The sequence below is a fragment of the Catellatospora sp. TT07R-123 genome (genome assembly GCF_018327705.1).
GTDB lineage: Bacteria > Actinomycetota > Actinomycetes > Mycobacteriales > Micromonosporaceae > Catellatospora.
The window spans coordinates 2561959-2576880 of the sequence record NZ_BNEM01000002.1 but is presented as its reverse complement, the minus strand read 5'-3'; the positions used below and the strand labels follow the sequence as shown (position 1 = coordinate 2576880).

At 70.1% G+C, this 14922-nt stretch carries 13 protein-coding genes; 6 read left to right on the top strand and 7 right to left on the bottom strand.

What is annotated here, in order from left to right:
- Window positions 1-218: 218 nt before the first annotated feature.
- Entirely contained in the window at window positions 219-1127 is a 909-nt protein-coding gene (locus Cs7R123_RS31305) for a helix-turn-helix transcriptional regulator (RefSeq protein ID WP_212831826.1), read from the bottom strand.
- Window positions 1128-1301: 174 nt separating this feature from the next.
- Here Cs7R123_RS31305 and Cs7R123_RS31300 point away from each other — a divergent pair, with 174 nt between their 5' ends.
- The 4 genes from Cs7R123_RS31300 (at window position 1302) to Cs7R123_RS31285 (ending at window position 6385) form a co-directional block, all read left to right on the top strand.
- Window positions 1302-2159 carry an aldo/keto reductase gene (locus Cs7R123_RS31300; RefSeq protein ID WP_244872255.1) on the top strand — a complete coding sequence of 286 codons (858 nt, stop codon included), beginning with the start codon at window positions 1302-1304 and terminating at the stop codon, window positions 2157-2159.
- 53 nt (window positions 2160-2212) lie between these two features.
- The gene (locus Cs7R123_RS31295; protein ID WP_212831825.1) at window positions 2213-3196 is read left to right on the top strand and encodes an aldo/keto reductase; all 984 of its coding nucleotides are present in this window, start codon (window positions 2213-2215) and stop codon (window positions 3194-3196) included.
- A gap of 33 nt (window positions 3197-3229) precedes the next feature.
- Window positions 3230-3640, top strand: a complete 411-nt coding sequence (locus Cs7R123_RS31290; RefSeq protein ID WP_212831823.1) for a hypothetical protein — start codon at window positions 3230-3232, stop codon at window positions 3638-3640.
- Between the two features lie 327 nt (window positions 3641-3967).
- On the top strand, window positions 3968-6385 hold the full coding sequence (locus Cs7R123_RS31285) for a non-reducing end alpha-L-arabinofuranosidase family hydrolase (protein WP_212831821.1): 2418 nt from the start codon (window positions 3968-3970) through the stop codon (window positions 6383-6385).
- A 585-nt stretch (window positions 6386-6970) separates the two neighbouring features.
- Here Cs7R123_RS31285 and Cs7R123_RS31280 read toward each other — a convergent pair.
- The 4 genes from Cs7R123_RS31280 to Cs7R123_RS40465 all read right to left on the bottom strand — a co-directional run bounded on the left by Cs7R123_RS31280 (window position 6971) and on the right by Cs7R123_RS40465 (window position 10795).
- Window positions 6971-7915 carry a hypothetical protein gene (locus Cs7R123_RS31280; RefSeq protein WP_244872254.1) on the bottom strand — a complete coding sequence of 315 codons (945 nt, stop codon included), beginning with the start codon at window positions 7913-7915 and terminating at the stop codon, window positions 6971-6973.
- Between the two features lie 122 nt (window positions 7916-8037).
- Entirely contained in the window at window positions 8038-9321 is a 1284-nt protein-coding gene (locus Cs7R123_RS31275) for an MFS transporter (RefSeq protein ID WP_212831819.1), read from the bottom strand.
- Window positions 9318-9491: a hypothetical protein gene (locus tag Cs7R123_RS31270; protein WP_212831817.1), complete on the bottom strand. Its 174-nt coding sequence runs from the start codon at window positions 9489-9491 to the stop codon at window positions 9318-9320. Before Cs7R123_RS31270 ends, Cs7R123_RS31275 begins: the two co-directional genes overlap by 4 nt.
- A 134-nt stretch (window positions 9492-9625) precedes the next feature.
- Window positions 9626-10795 (bottom strand): OmpA family protein, encoded by a 1170-nt coding sequence (locus tag Cs7R123_RS40465; protein WP_244872253.1) that lies wholly within the window; start codon window positions 10793-10795, stop codon window positions 9626-9628.
- Window positions 10796-10839: 44 nt separating this feature from the next.
- Here Cs7R123_RS40465 and Cs7R123_RS31260 point away from each other — a divergent pair, with 44 nt between their 5' ends.
- Together Cs7R123_RS31260 and Cs7R123_RS31255 are read left to right on the top strand one after the other, a co-directional pair.
- Complete coding sequence (locus tag Cs7R123_RS31260; protein ID WP_212831815.1) at window positions 10840-11559, top strand: hypothetical protein; 720 nt, start codon at window positions 10840-10842, stop codon at window positions 11557-11559.
- Window positions 11560-11562: 3 nt separating this feature from the next.
- Complete coding sequence (locus tag Cs7R123_RS31255; RefSeq protein WP_212831813.1) at window positions 11563-12816, top strand: hypothetical protein; 1254 nt, start codon at window positions 11563-11565, stop codon at window positions 12814-12816.
- Window positions 12817-12882: 66 nt separating this feature from the next.
- On the opposite strand, the gene Cs7R123_RS31250 is transcribed toward Cs7R123_RS31255, so the two are convergent.
- Window positions 12883-13551: a 4Fe-4S single cluster domain-containing protein gene (locus Cs7R123_RS31250; protein ID WP_212831812.1), complete on the bottom strand. Its 669-nt coding sequence runs from the start codon at window positions 13549-13551 to the stop codon at window positions 12883-12885.
- Window positions 13544-14896 carry a hypothetical protein gene (locus Cs7R123_RS31245; protein ID WP_212831810.1) on the bottom strand — a complete coding sequence of 451 codons (1353 nt, stop codon included), beginning with the start codon at window positions 14894-14896 and terminating at the stop codon, window positions 13544-13546. Before Cs7R123_RS31245 ends, Cs7R123_RS31250 begins: the two co-directional genes overlap by 8 nt.
- Window positions 14897-14922 lie beyond the last annotated feature (26 nt).

The window sequence follows — 14922 nt, the reverse complement described above, 5'->3', positions numbered from 1 at the left end:
GAAGAGCCTCATGGCATACGGGGGCCGCGTCATCAGTTCGCGGCTGGCCTGAACGGGCCTGGCCGATAGTTGCCACGCCCGGCTCGCGGTGAGGACGGAGCTCGTCGTGCGTCCCCTGCTCGCGTCGGCCGACTCGTCGGCAGGCTCTGCGAGCTGCGAATTCGCTGCCTGCCAGGTCGGCGACATGTCTATCGCGATGGCTGGCGGTCCCACTCGGGCTATCTGCCGATTCGGGGCTGTCCACGACGTTTCTCCGCGCCCCGACGGTCTCCACCGTCGGCTGACTCGGTGTTCCAGGACGCGAGGAAGTCGAGGGCCTGTTCGGTGGGGCTGGCGGGCTCCCAGGTGTAGGTGATGATCGTCAGGTCGGGGTTGCCGGGCAGTTGGAGGGCTTCGCCGGTGAGTTCGAGGTCTCCTGCGACGGCGTGGTGCATCGTCTTGGTCGCGGTGTGGTGCAGTTTCACGTTGTGGGTGGCCCACCAGGCCCGGAAGGCTTCGCTGCGGGTACTGAGTTCGCCGACCAGGTCGGTGAGGGCGCGGTCGTAGGGATTGCGCCCGGCGTACGTGCGCAGGGCGGCGACACTGTCGGCGGCCACGGTGCGCCAGGCGGGGTAGAAGTCCTGGGCGCGGGCGTCGAGGAACATGAAGCGGGCGAGGTTGAAGCCGCCGTTCGCGCCGATCGCGTCGGCGAACAGCGCCCGTCCGAGCCGGTTGGTGGCCAGGATGTCCATCCGCCCGTTGCGTACGTACGCGGGGGCGTTGATCGTGTCCAGGATGCGCTGCACACCCGGCCGTACTGTCGTCCGGTTCGTCCCGCGCCGAGGTGTCTGGCCGGTGTTTGACGTGTTGGCGGTTTCGGCCAGGTCGAAGAGGTGGGTGCGCTCGGCTTCGTCGAGTCGCAGTGCGCGGGCCAGGGCGTCGAGGACCGGGTGGGAGACGCCGGTGAGGTTGCCGCGTTCCAGTCGGGTGTAGTAGTCGGTGCTCATCCCGGCGAGCATGGCGACCTCTTCGCGGCGCAGCCCCTTGACCCGGCGCCGGCCGCCGAAGAACGGCACCCCCGCCTGCTCGGGGGTGAGACGCTCACGACGGGTCGTGAGGAAGTCGCGGACCTCGTCGTTGTTGCTCATGCCTTCGACCCTAGGCCTGGCCCCAGCCGGTAGGGAGGGACTGGCATTACCGGGTAAGACCGTCACTGCCTACCCGAGCCGGAACGCGGTTGGCTGAAGTCGGCACCAGAAAAGGACCGTGTTCTGGCCTGGCAGGGCTGGTGGCGGCCACTGACACCGGCGGAGGAGATTCTGATGGCAGCGCAGAAACAATTGATCACGCTCAACAACGGCGTTCAGATGCCGATCCTGGGCTTCGGCGTCTTCCAGGTCGCCGATGAGCACACCGAGCAGGTCGTGACCGACGCGCTCGCCGCCGGCTACCGGGCCCTGGACACCGCCGCCTCGTACGGCAACGAGGAGGCCGTCGGCCGCGCGATCGCGGCCAGCGGCATCCCGCGCGCGGAGCTGTTCGTCACCACGAAGATGTGGATCCAGCACACCGGCGAGGACACCGCCCGGCGCGAGTTCGACAAGTCGCTGGCCAAGCTGGGCCTGGACTACCTCGACCTGTACCTGATCCACCAGCCGCTGGGCGACTACTACAGCTCGTGGCGGGCGATGCAGAAGCTGCACGGCGAGGGCCTGAGCCGGGCGATCGGCGTGTCGAACTTCTACCCCGACCGCCTCGTCGACCTCATCCTGAACAGCGACGTGACCCCGGCGGTCAACCAGATCGAGACGCATCCGTTCTTCCAGCGCACCACCGATCAGCAGGTCATGGCCGAGTACGGCGTACAGATCGAATCGTGGGGGCCGTTCGCCGAGGGCAGGAACGACCTGTTCACCAACCCGGTCCTGGCCGGGATCGGCGCCGCGCACGGCAAGACGGTCGGACAGGTCGTCCTGCGCTGGTTGACCCAGCGCGACGTGGTGGTGATCCCGAAGTCGGTGCGGCCCGAGCGGATGGCCGAGAACCTCGACATCTTCGACTTCGACCTCACCGACGACGAGATGACCGCCATCGCAGGCCTGGACACCGGCAAGTCCCTGTTCTTCGACCACCGTGACCCGGCCATGGTCAAGTGGCTCGACGGTCGCCGCGTCGACTGACCCGCCACGCCGTCCACGGCCGCGACACCGACTTCGATCAGGCAGGAAACCTCATGCGTACCGCACATCTCGGAAAGCTGGACGTCGCCCGGATCGGGCTGGGCGCGATGGGCATGTCCCACGGCTACACCGGCGCCGGCAGCGACGACGCCGAGTCCATCCGCACCATTCACCGGGCCCTCGACCTCGGCGTCACCCTGATCGACACCGCCGAGATCTACGGCCCGTACACCAACGAAGAACTCGTCGGACGGGCCTTGAAGGGCCGCCGCGACCAGGTGGTCCTGGCCACCAAGTTCGGGCTCGTCGCGCACGACGGCCGCGGTCCGTGGACCCGCGACAGCAGCCCGGCCAACATCCGCGTCGCCGTCGAAGGCTCGCTGCGGCGCCTCGGCACCGATCACATCGATCTCTACTACCAGCACCGGGTCGACCCGGGCACACCGATCGAGGACACCGTCGGCGCCCTCGCCGACCTCGTCGGCGAAGGCAAGATCCGGCACATCGGCCTGTCCGAAGCCTGGACCGACACCATCCGCCGGGCCCACGCCGTCCACCCGATCAGCGCCCTGCAGTCGGAGTACTCGCTGTGGACCCGCGACCAGGAGGAGATCCTGCCGCTGCTGCGCGAGCTGGGCATCGGCCTGGTCGCCTACTCGCCGCTGGGCAAGGGCTTCCTCACCGGCGCCCTGCGCACCCCGGAGGATGTCGCGCGCCTCGACGACACCGACTTCCGCAAGACCAGCCCCCGCTTCATCGGCGAGAACTTCCAGCGCAACCTGCGCATCGCCGACGAGGTCCAGACGATCGCCGCGCAGACCGGCGCCACCGCGGCTCAGGTCGCGCTGGCCTGGCTGCTGGCCAAGGGCGACGACATCGTTCCCATCCCCGGCACCAAGCGCGTCCACCGCGTCGAGGAGAACACCGCCGCCGACACGGTCACCCTCACCGCTGACCAGCTCGGCGTCCTCGACCGCCTCACCCCGGCCGAAGGTGGCCACCACACCGACGCGCAAATGGAGATGATCGAGCGCTGACCGGCCAGCCGATGTGCCGATGATCGACCGGAGGTGAACGACACGCCGGACTTCGCGGTTCAACGCCGATCACTCCTGCTGCGCCTGACCGGAGCAGGAGTGATCGGCGTCGCAGCGATGGCCACGGGCGGCTGCGCGCCAGACACCAGCGGACAGCGCACAGCCGGCACGGCGCCACGCAGCTCCGCCACACCGGGGAGGCGGCCCGAAGTGCTGCTCGCGTACTTCTCCCGGGCCGGCTGGAACTACCACGACGGCGGTCGAAGGTATCTCCAGACCGGCAACACCCAGCGGCTCGCCGACATGATCGGCAAGTTCACCGGCTGCGACGTCCACCGCATCGAGGCCGTCGAACCCTACTCCGACGACTACGATGCCCACTCCGGCGCAGGCCTTCGCTACCGCGCCCACACCTGGACCGCCAGCACGCCGTCGTCCAGTTAGTCGTTCGGGTTGCGAGGCGGTGCGGGCATCTGTCCGCCAATGGCGCTCCCGAAAACTGTTATGAAAGTCGGTGCCGCCGAGTCGCGGAACTTCCGCGAATCACATCCCGGATCACCGCCACCTCGGTCAGGGCCGCCATCATGTCAGATCCTCTTTCACCTGCACTTACCTTCCACTCTGGCGCAAGATTTGTTTCCGGAACTTTTCCGAAAGTTGTTGCCTGAAACGGGATTCTGATGGCAGCATCGGCGCTGTTAAATCTTTCGACAAGGACGGCCGGTCGTCCCGTCAAGACGGCTCGGGCGCCCGCCAGAAAAGGAGGCCAAGGTGGCTACAAGCCCCTCCGTCCATCGTGGCGGAACCCGGCGGAAGCGATTGCTCATCGCCAGAGCGCTGGTCGCCGGCGTGGCCGCTGTCGCGACAGTGGCCACGGCCGCGGTGATGATGCCGTCGGCGCAAGCGGCGGAGAGCACGCTGGGCGCGGCCGCCGCGCAGTCGGGCCGGTACTTCGGCACCGCCATCGCCGCGAGCAGGCTCAGCGACTCGACGTACACCACGATCGCGGCCCGTGAGTTCAACATGGTGACGGCCGAGAACGAGATGAAGCCCGACGCCACCGAGCCCAACCGGGGCCAGTTCAGCTTCGGCTCCGGCGACCAGATCTACAACTGGGCCACCCAGCGCGGCCTGAAGGTCCGTGGCCACACCCTGGCCTGGCACTCGCAGCAGCCCGGCTGGATGCAGAGCCTGTCCGGCAGCTCCCTGCGCCAGGCGATGATCGATCACATCAACGGCGTCATGGCCCACTACAAGGGCAAGCTCGCCGCCTGGGACGTGGTGAACGAGGCGTTCAACGAGGACGGCAGCCGCCGGCAGTCGAACCTGCAGAACACCGGCAACGACTGGATCGAGGTGGCGTTCCGCACCGCCCGCAACGCCGACCCGTCGGTGAAGCTCTGCTACAACGACTACAACATCGAGAACTGGTCGTACGGCAAGACCCAGGGCGTGTACCGCATGATCCAGGACTTCAAGTCCCGGGGCGTGCCGATCGACTGCGTCGGCCTGCAGACCCACTTCACGGGCGGCAGCTCGCTGCCGGGCAACTTCCAGACCACGCTGTCCAGCTTCGCCGCCCTCGGCGTGGACGTGGCCCTGACCGAGGTCGACGTGACCAACGCGTCGACGTCGCAGTACTCGGGGCTCACCCAGGCGTGCATGAACGTGTCCCGCTGCATCGGGATCACGGTGTGGGGCGTGCGGGACAGCGACTCCTGGCGCTCCAGCGAGAGCCCGCTGCTGTTCGACGGCAGCGGGAGCAAGAAGTCCGCCTACACGTCGGTGCTCAGCGCCCTCAACGCCGTCAACCCGACCACCTCGCCGACCGCGAACCCCACGCCGGGCGGCGCCGGCAGGATCGTCGGGGTGCAGTCGGGCCGGTGCATCGACGTGCCCAACTCGTCGCAGACCAACGGCACCCGGGTGCAGCTGTGGGACTGCAACGGGCAGTCGAACCAGCAGTGGACGTACACCGCCAGCAAGCAGCTGGCCGTATACGGCAGCAAGTGCCTCGACGCGAACGCGAAGGGCACCGCGAACGGTACCGCGGTGATCATCTATGACTGCAACGGGCAGCCGAACCAGCAGTGGAACATCAACGCCAACGGCACCATCAGCGGCGTTCAGTCCGGCCGGTGCCTGGACGTCTGGGGCACCGGCAACGGGCAGCAGATCCAGCTGTACGACTGCCACGGGCAGGCCAACCAGCAGTGGCAGACCGCATTCACCACCCCCACCTCGCCGTCCCCGTCCTCGTCGGCCTCGCCGTCCCCGGGTGGCTGCACTCTTCCGTCGACGTACCGCTGGTCGTCGACCGGCGCGCTGGCGAACCCGCAGAACGGGTGGGTCTCGCTCAAGGACTTCACCAACGTGGTCTACAACGGCAAGCACCTGGTCTACGGGTCGAACGTCTCGAGCGGAGGATCATACGGCTCGATGAACTTCAGCCAGTTCACGAACTGGTCCGACATGGGCTCGGCCGGCCAGACCGGGATGAGCCAGGGCACGGTGGCGCCCACGCTGTTCTACTTCGCCCCGAGGAACGTCTGGGTGCTGGCCTACCAGTGGGGTCCGAACGCGTTCAACTACAAGACCTCCAGCGACCCGACCAACGCCAACGGGTGGTCCTCGCCGCAGGCGCTGTTCACCGGGAGCATCTCCAACTCCAGCACCGGTGTGATCGACCAGACGCTCATCGGTGACGACCAGAACATGTACCTGTTCTTCGCCGGTGACAACGGCAACATCTACCGGGCCAGCATGCCGATCGGGAACTTCCCCGGCAGCTTCGGCTCGAACTACACGACGATCATGAGCGACTCGACCAACAACCTGTTCGAGGCGGTCGAGGTCTACAAGGTCCAGGGCCAGAACCAGTACCTGATGATCGTCGAGGCGATCGGTTCGCAGGGGCGCTACTTCCGCTCGTTCACGTCCAGCAGCCTGAGCGGCTCGTGGACCCCGCAGGCCGCCAGTGAGAGCAACCCCTTCGCCGGCAAGGCCAACAGCGGCGCGACCTGGACCAACGACATCAGCCACGGTGACCTGGTCCGCAGCAACCCCGACCAGACCAAGACCATCGATCCGTGCAACCTCCAGTTCCTCTACCAGGGCAAGAACCCCAACGCGGGGGGCGACTACAACCTGCTGCCGTGGCGGCCGGGTGTGCTGACCCTGCAGCGCTAGGGAATGGGCTGCTGATCCAGGCCGACCCCGGTCGCTGACCGTTCGGGTGTGTCCGGCGCCGACTGGTGCTGGACACACCCTTCTTGGCCGGTACCGCACTGCCCGCACTGCCCGCCCAGCGCGTGGCCGGACGCCGAAATGATGTTCCCGACGACGCGGCCGATGTCCGGCGCCACCGTCGACATGACCGGGAAGCAGCCAGGGCCAGGCCACCGACCCGAGGCTGTCAAGGGCGCCACGGTCACCGACGCGCGCGGGCACTACGAATACCCGCAGGCCGAAGGCGGGGCGCTCGGCAAGTGGTTCATCGGCGAGGTCGGGTTCACCCGCTTCGGCACGACGGGTGCTGCCGTGCACGACGAGTACAACCCCGGCCTGTCCACGCATGTGCCCACCGCGCAGAGCGGCGACCGTCCTGCTCGGCGACGCCCAGCCGCACCGCCCGGACCTCGCCACTGGCCGTGCAGGGCGAGGTCCGGGCAGTGTGCTAACGCCCGGCGACGAGCCGTCCGCGCCAGTCCATGATCAGGCGATGGTTGCCTTACGTATCAGGGCAGCCCAGGGGCCGGGACAGGGACTGCCGTGCTAGGCCGCGACGTAGCCGTTGAACACGTGGACTCCGTCGTTGGAGCCGCTTGTGCTCTCCCGGTTCGTGTTGAAGTACAGCTTGCCGTCGCTGATCCCGACGCCCTCGATCTCGAACTTGACCGAGTACGCCGAGGACGTGATGCGGAACGACAGGTCGGTCGCCGCGGGCGCGGTCCCGGTCGTCGTGGTCGACACGTTCCGGTAGACGAGCACGATGCTGCGGTTGTCCTTGGTCAGCGGGTAGTAGAGGACCTTGTTGCCGGCGTCGTAGAAGAACCCCTGGTTGAGGAACGTCCCCAGGTCCGGCACCTCCGCGCCGTTGACGAGGGCTCCGTCGACCTGAAGGTCGAACGCCTTCGTCAGGTCGATGGTCCCGGAGGAGGCGCGCAGCGGCAGGCTCCCGTTGTACACCGTCCGCCCGCTCTTGAACATGAACGTGATCGCCGTGCTGGTGACCGCGACCCGGCTGATCCCCGACGGCGACGCCACCGCCCCGTTCAGCCGTACCTGGTACGACCCCGCGTGGTAGTAGGTCGTCCCGTCGTAGCGGAGCTTCACCAGCTGCGCGCCGGTCGCGTTCATGGTGACGACGAACAGGTGGTGCTCACCGTCGATGTCGACGATCGTCATGTCGTTCGCGTGCCCGAGCCAGGTGTTGGTCGTACCCCCGTTGGTGCCGTTGGTCATCAGCACCCGCTCACCGGTGGTCTTGTGGACGCGGTAGATGGCGGAGACGTCGTCGACATTGGTGTGGTTCTTGACCGAGTACAGGTAGGTGGATCCCGCCGCGAACCCCTGCACCCCCGTGCAGCAGCTCGTATTGGGCAGGCTGGCGATGTCGCTGTAGGTGTTGTAATAGGCGGCCTGCGCGGCCTGACCGGGCCCGACCAGCAAGCCGAGCACTGCCGTGACCAGCAGCGCCAGTCTTCTACCGAACCGCATGTCGTCCTCCCCAGACGTTCGGCGGCCTGAGCCCGGCCGCCATCGAGATCATCGGATGCAGGCTATGGCGGCGTGATGAAGCGGTCAAACGGCGCCGGAACTCACGAACCGCCCACCGGACGTCACGCGGGCAGCGGCTCGGCCGCCACGACTACGGCCTGCGTCTCGTTGCGGATGAGACGGTCCATGCCGAAGATCGGCAGCACCGTCACGCAGGTGCCGACCACCCCGATCCACATGCAGGCCGCCACCCCGAGCTGCCCGCCCAGCCAGCCGGCCAGGAGCGCGGCCAGCGGCATGCTGCCCCAGACCACGAACCGGATCGAGGCGTTCATCCGGGCGAGCAGCTCCTTCGGGCACACCCGCTGCCGGACGCTGAACTGCGTGATGTTGAACATCACCGCCCCGAGGGTCATCCCGAACTGCCCGAGGGTGAGCATCGCGACCGGCATCAGGGAGCCGGAGCCGCGGACCAGGTCGGCGGCGGGGAACGCCGAGGTCGACAGGGCCGCGAGCAGCAAACCGCCCGCCATGACGGTGCCTGCGCTCAGCCTGCTGCGGACCTTGGGCAGCAGCATCGCCCCGAGCAGGCCGCCGAGCGTGCCGACCCCGAGCACGACACCCATCACCGTGGTGCCGAGGTCCAGTTTCTTCAGGATGAGCAGCGGCGTCAGTGTCATGACGATGGTGGCGAAGAAGTTGGAGACGCCGACCGACACGACCAGCCGCCGCAGCACGGCACTGCCGGAGACGAACCTGATCCCGGCGAGGATCTCGCGCCCGAGGTGCCTGCGCGCCTTCTCGTCGGCCTGCCGACGCGGCTCGTTGTCGCGGACGGTGGCCAGGAAGACCGCACACAGCAGGTAGGCGAGGGCGTCGAGGCCCAGGACCAGCGGCGCGCTGACGACCTTGAGCAGCAGGCCCGCGGCGGCCGGGCCGCCGACGGCCGAGACCTGCGCGGAGGCCTCCAGCCGGGCGTTCGCCGGTTCGATGCCCTGGTCGGAGACGAGGAACGGCACGTAGGACTGGTAGGCCACGTCGAAGAAGACCGAGGCCGTGCCGACGGCGATCGCGACCGCGTACAGCCACGGCAGACCGAGGTGCCCGGCCGCCCACATGGCCGGGATCGAGGCGAGGGCCACCGCCCGGATGACCGCCGAGCGCATCATGGTCGGCCGCTTCGCCCAGCGGTCGACCCAGGCGCCCGCGGGCAGCCCGACGAGCAGGTAACAGGCGGTCAGGGAGGCGGTCAGGTAGCCGACCTCCTCGATCCCGGCGTTCAGGGTCTCGATCGCGACCACGGGCAGCGCGATGAGCCCGAAACGCTGGCCGAGCTGGGACAATGTCTGCGCGGCCCAGAACCGCAGGAAACGGGTGGCGCTGACGTCGTTCACAAGCGTGGTCACAGTGCGGTCACTCCGCTCATCACCTCATGGTCGAGGAACACCGAGCCGTGCGGCTCGAGCCCGGCCGGGTCGGCCGGCGCGCATACGTGGTCGAGGGTCACCACGAATCGACCTTTACCGTAAATCAGGTGGCGTTTCCGGTCCATGACGCTGGAGCGGTCGGCGGACATCGCGTCCGCCCCGGCGGCGAGACCGCGGGACGGTCGCCGTCACCGACCCGTCCGAGCGCCGCGAGGCGCCGTACACGCAGAGATGGCCGCCCGAACCCGGGCGGCCATCGAGGTGAGCCGTGCTGCGGCCGCGGCTAGCGGCAGTTGATTTTGATGGTGACCCTGCGGTTCAACTGGTCGTAGCGGGGGTCCGGCGGCGAGTCGGGCTTCGGGTACGGGCCCCAGCCCATGCCCTTGGCCGTGACCCCGTTGCGGACACCCAGCGAGGCCAGCTCCTGCCGCACCCGGTCCGCGCGGCGCTGGGACAGGTCGGAGTCCTTGTCGTAGTGCGCGACGAAGCCCTCGATCTCCACGGCGGCGTCCGCGTTCTGCTTGAGGAAGTCGGCGAGCCGCCGCAGGACCGAGCGGGCCGCGTCCGGGTTCTTGAACACGTCCTTGTCCGGGACGAAACCCACCTCGCCGTCGTCGGGCAGCACCGCGGTCGCGCCGCACTCGAAGTGGAGCACCCCGATCGGGAACGGCACGACGCTCACCGGCGGGCTGCTGACCGCGGCGGCGCCGGTGTTCGGCTCGGTGCTCACCACCGGGTCCTTCGCCCCGGCGGTCCGCACGATCTCACGCCACAGGCCGATGATGAACGACCTGCTGTCGTTGTCGAGCGGGTCCTGCGGCGCCGCGGTGTAGCCGAGCCCGGCCAGGATCACCTTGCGGCCCTTGAGGTCCGGCAGCAGCCGGGCCCGGCGCAGGGCGGCGGCGATGGCCTCGGGCTTCCTGGCCGCCAGGCCGCCCTCGCGCAGGTCCAGCGGCGCGGTCGTCTGCACCCCGGAGTCGATGAGCACCACGGTGCCGCCCGCGCCCGCCGCGCCCGCCGCCAGGCTCAGCGCCCCGAGCACGTCGGCCTCGGGCTCCTGGGCCTTCGCGGCGGCCACCCGCGTGCCGACCGCGGTGAGGAAGTCGCCGATCTCGATGTCGAGGTTCTGCTTGGTCTTCGCGACCGAGCTGAACACCAGCGGGCCGTCCACCACGTCGGGCCGGCCGTCGATCCGGATCACCGTGATCTTCGCGCAGGTGCGGACGGCTTCCGCGATCAGCTGGCGTACGTCGGAGGGCAGCGCCGGGGCGGGGCTGTTGGCGCGGTCGCCGACGGCGATGGCCACGCCCGGACCCGCGGGATGCGGGCACTGGAACTGGGCCTGCTCGTCCGCGAACGGCCCCCCGATCACGTCGCACCCGGCCGCTGCGGCGAGGACGAGCGGCACGCACAGCGCCCATGCCGCGATCCGGGCAGATCTGGTGTGTCTCATGTCCTCTGCTGACGGACACCGCCCGACGTCCGTCAGAAGAGGGCATGGCGACCTCGGAAGACATGTCCTATCCGGAGAAACTCCGGCGCGAGGACGAACGCCGCGGCCGGCAGGACGGCGAGCAGCGGATCCCGTCCCTGTCTGAGGTGCGGCGCCGGCAGCAGGAACTGAAGGACAGCGGCGGCCGGCCCGCCCTCGGGTACCAGGTCGTGCTGCTCGCCGAGCTGCACAGCCTGCTCGACGCGCTGCACCCCCAGTTCCAGGGCACGAGCCGGTCGGCCGCCCACGAGATCGGCCGCATCGGCGACCGGATCGCGGCGGCGCGCGCCGACGTGCAGCGGCTGGAGGAGCGGCTCGGGACGGCGTCCGCGGTGCTGACCGAGGACGAGCTCCGGCCGCGCAACCCGGAGGAGGAGGGCTGGCGGCCCGAGCGGCTGCGCAGCCGCCGCGAGGTCGAGCGGGCGCGGCGGGCCAGGCTCGCCCGGGAGTCCGTCGACGCCGGGGTGCGGCGCTGGGACCAGCTGCGCGCCGAGCACACGGAGGCGGTGCGGCGCCGCGACGAAGCGCTCGCGGCGTACGGCGTCCGCGCCCGCAAGCTGGTCGAGCTCTGCCAGCGGCGCATGGCGACCTACCTCGACGCGCTCGCGCGCAGCCATCCCGACGGCAAGACCCTGTACGCCCTGCTGAGCGTGCCCGACATCCCGCTGCCCAGCTGGATCCCCGAGATCGCCGAACCCGGCGACCCGTCATCAGACATGGAGTGAGGCGTGAGGAAGAAGGAACCCCGGCGGCGCTCGGAGCTCAGCTGGATCGACAGCCGGCTGGAGCAGCTGAGCAAGCAGCCCGTGCCGCGCATCGACGGCGAGGAGCAGCTGCGCGGCGTGGTGCGGCGGCACCTCGAACGCGAGGGCCGGTACGGCATCGACGGTTTCGTGCTGGACGCGGTCAACCGGATCATCGACACGTACGTCATCGAGCTGCACATCGAGATCGCCCGCCGCCACACGGCCGACGACGCGGAGCTCAGCGGGCTGGAGGTCCAGCTCGACAAGCTGGAGGCGCAGTTCGGCGAGGAGGAGCAGAACAAGTCCGGCGAGGTCCGCGAGCTGGGCTACAACCAGCAGGCGGCGCTACGGGTCATCGAGGACTGGGACACGCCGATCCCCGCCGGGGCCGACGCCGTCGAGGAACCCGGCGCCTACCGGCACGGCAACCCGGCCGACACGGCGCCGCGCAGCCGGCGTAAGCAGCTCGTGCTCTACGTCGTGCTGCTGCTGGCGATGTACGCCGACTACTTCGCGTTCCAGCAGGTCGTCGAGCGGGTGGCCAACTCCGGTCACGTGTGGCCGCTGGTCCTCGGGCTCACGGCGACGACCACCTACCTGGCGCACAAGGTCGGCGAGGGGTTCAAGACGGCGAAGGAGGCGCGGCGCAACATCCGCCGGGCCTACGCCGCCTGGACGCTGGCCGCGGTCTGGCTCGCGATGGGGATCGGGGCGTTCGTGTTCCGGCTGCTGGCGCCGCCGCCGGCCTCCGGCGACCCGCTGAACGCCTTCGTGAACAGCGGGGCCGCGGCGACCGCGACGGACAGCTCGGCCGGGCTGAACGCGATGCTCCTGCTCCTGCTGTACCTGGTGACGGGGGCGATCGCGATCAACGCCGGGTTCCACCGGCCGCGCCCGGAGATCCACCAGTTCCGGTGGTTCGGCAGCCGCAGGCGCCGGGCGGAGCCGCGGCTGGCCCTGCTGCGGGCCGACGTGGCCGAGGCCGCCGCGCTGCGCCGGAAGCTGACCGAGATGCGGGCCAAGCGGGCCGAGCAGTACCAGGACGAGCTCGGCCGCTGCGACGCCGCGGCCGACCGGATCAAGGCCGAGGCGGAGATGCTGGCCCGCCGCCCCGGCGAGCTGACCTGGATGCGGCGGCTGCTGCGGAGCCGGATGCCCCTGAACCCCGGCCGCCCGGCGGCCGTACCCGCCGCCAGCGCGCACCCGACCGAGCCGGGCCACCCCGGCACGCCCTGACGGTGCAGCCGCACACCGATACGGCCCGGATCCGAGGAGGATCCGGGCCGTATCGGTGTGTACGGGTCAGCGCGGGCGCCGCCAGCTGACCGACTCCACCGTGTAGCCGAGCGACGCCAGGGCCGACTCGACCTCCTGCTTGGTGCCCGGCCGGTTCGGCACCCCGACCCACCACGCCCTGCCGTCCGAGGTCGTCTCGACCTGGATCGGCGGGGTGTCCGGCTCGTGGTCCAGGTAGGCGGCGTAGCGCAGCTCGGCCAGCGGGGTCTGGAGCAGCATCCGCTGGTTCGCCGAACCCCGCCAGATGAGCCCGGTCGGCTCGGTGACGACATACCTGCCGGTGATGAGCACGTCGGCCAGGTCCGCGGCGGCGCGGCGGTCCGCGTCCAGCTCGGCTGGTTCGAAACCGGTGTACAGCAGGACGTCGAACCCCGATCCGGCCGCGGCGGCCAGCTCCCGCACGCCGAGCAGGAACGCCGCCAGCGGCGCGGCCTGCTCCAGCGGCTCGCCGCCGCTGACCGTGACCCCGTCCGCGCCCGCCGCGATCGCGCGGCGCACGTCGCCGAGCAGCTCGCCGACGCCGACCGCGGTGCCGCCGTCCGGGTCCCACGTGTCCTTCGCGATGCACCCCGGGCAGGCCAGCGGGCAGCCCTGCAACCAGATGCCCAGCCGTGTGCCGTAGCCGAGGGCGGTGACGGGGAAGTGCGCCCGGGTCAGCCGCAGGACATCACTCATCGCCGGGGCTCCGGCCGGGCTCGACCGGCACGAGTTCGGCGGCGGACTCCACCGGGGGCACCGCCACCAGCTCCGGCAGCGGCGGCGGCAGCACGTCCGGCGGCAGGACGTCCGGCGGCAGCGCCGGGCGGTTGCGGCGCCGCATCACCGCCTCGGTGAACGTCGGGTCGGCCACCGCCTCGATCAGCCCCTGGTAGTAGGCGTCCTCGGCGGCCAGGTACGCGTGCCGGATGGCCGCCTCCCGGTCGACCGCGTCGGTGGGCGCCCCCTGCTGGTCGCCGAGGTCCGTGGCCAGCGCCCGGTAGTCGCCGTTGATCCGCGTACCCATGCGCTGGCTCAGCAGCAGCGTGCGGTCGCGCACGCGGCGGCTGCGGGCGAACGCCTGCTGGAACGGGTGGCGCTGCGCCATGCCCAGCACGTACGCCATCGTGCAGGCGAGGAAGAGCACCACGTCGAAGACGACCACCAGCGTGCCCGCCGTGAGCCCGAGCGAGGAGGCACCGGCCCCCGGCGTCACCGGGGTGCCCTGGTCGAACAGCCGCGCGGCCAGCAAGCCGAAGCCGAGGATGATCGCCAGGCTCGGCAGCAGCAGCAGGAAGGTCAGCGCGGTGAGGACGCGGTCGTGCCCGGTCGCGTGCCGGTGCCGGAACAGCTGCCCCGCCACCAGCGGCCCGAGCACGGTCAGCCCGGCGATGGCGGCGGTCATCGTCACCGCGGCCGTGCTGCCCAGGTCGGTGACCGGCAGGAACGACGACGCCACGTAGCGCTCGATCTCGAAGACCACCACGCCCAGGAACAGCACGATGAGGATCCGCCAGAACAGGCGCATCGGCGGGGCCTCGCCCTCCCATACCGGGTGGCTGAGCTCCGGCAGTTGCAGGGCGTCGACGTCGATGTCGCGGCGGTGGAAGAACGCGCGCAGCGAGTCCTCCTCGTCGCGCTCGCCGCGGGCCGCGATGCGGGCCATCCGGTCCCGGGCCGCCCGCATGTTGCGCTCCTCGTCCCACACCAGCAGGTGCAGGTCGGCCAGCCGCGCATCGGTCAGCCGCTGCCGGTCGCGGTGCTCGTGGACCGCCGTCCGGCACTGGTGCCGCAGCCCGAGCACGTATTCGGGGTCGAGGATCGCGTCCGCCGGGTCGTCCTCGTGCCCGAAGGACCAGCCGTCGAACAGGTAGCGCCGGCCGTCGGAGCGGCCCTGCTCGCGGGCGGCGTCGGCGAGCCGCCCGGCGTCGACGCGCGGGTCGACCGCGGGCTCGGGCAGCGGGCGAAGCAGTCCCCCGTCGGGGTCGCGGAACACCGCGAACGCTTGGCCGAGCCGCCGGGCCAGTCGCTGGAAGAAGTTCACCGGTCCGTCACTCCCTTGATAGTCGG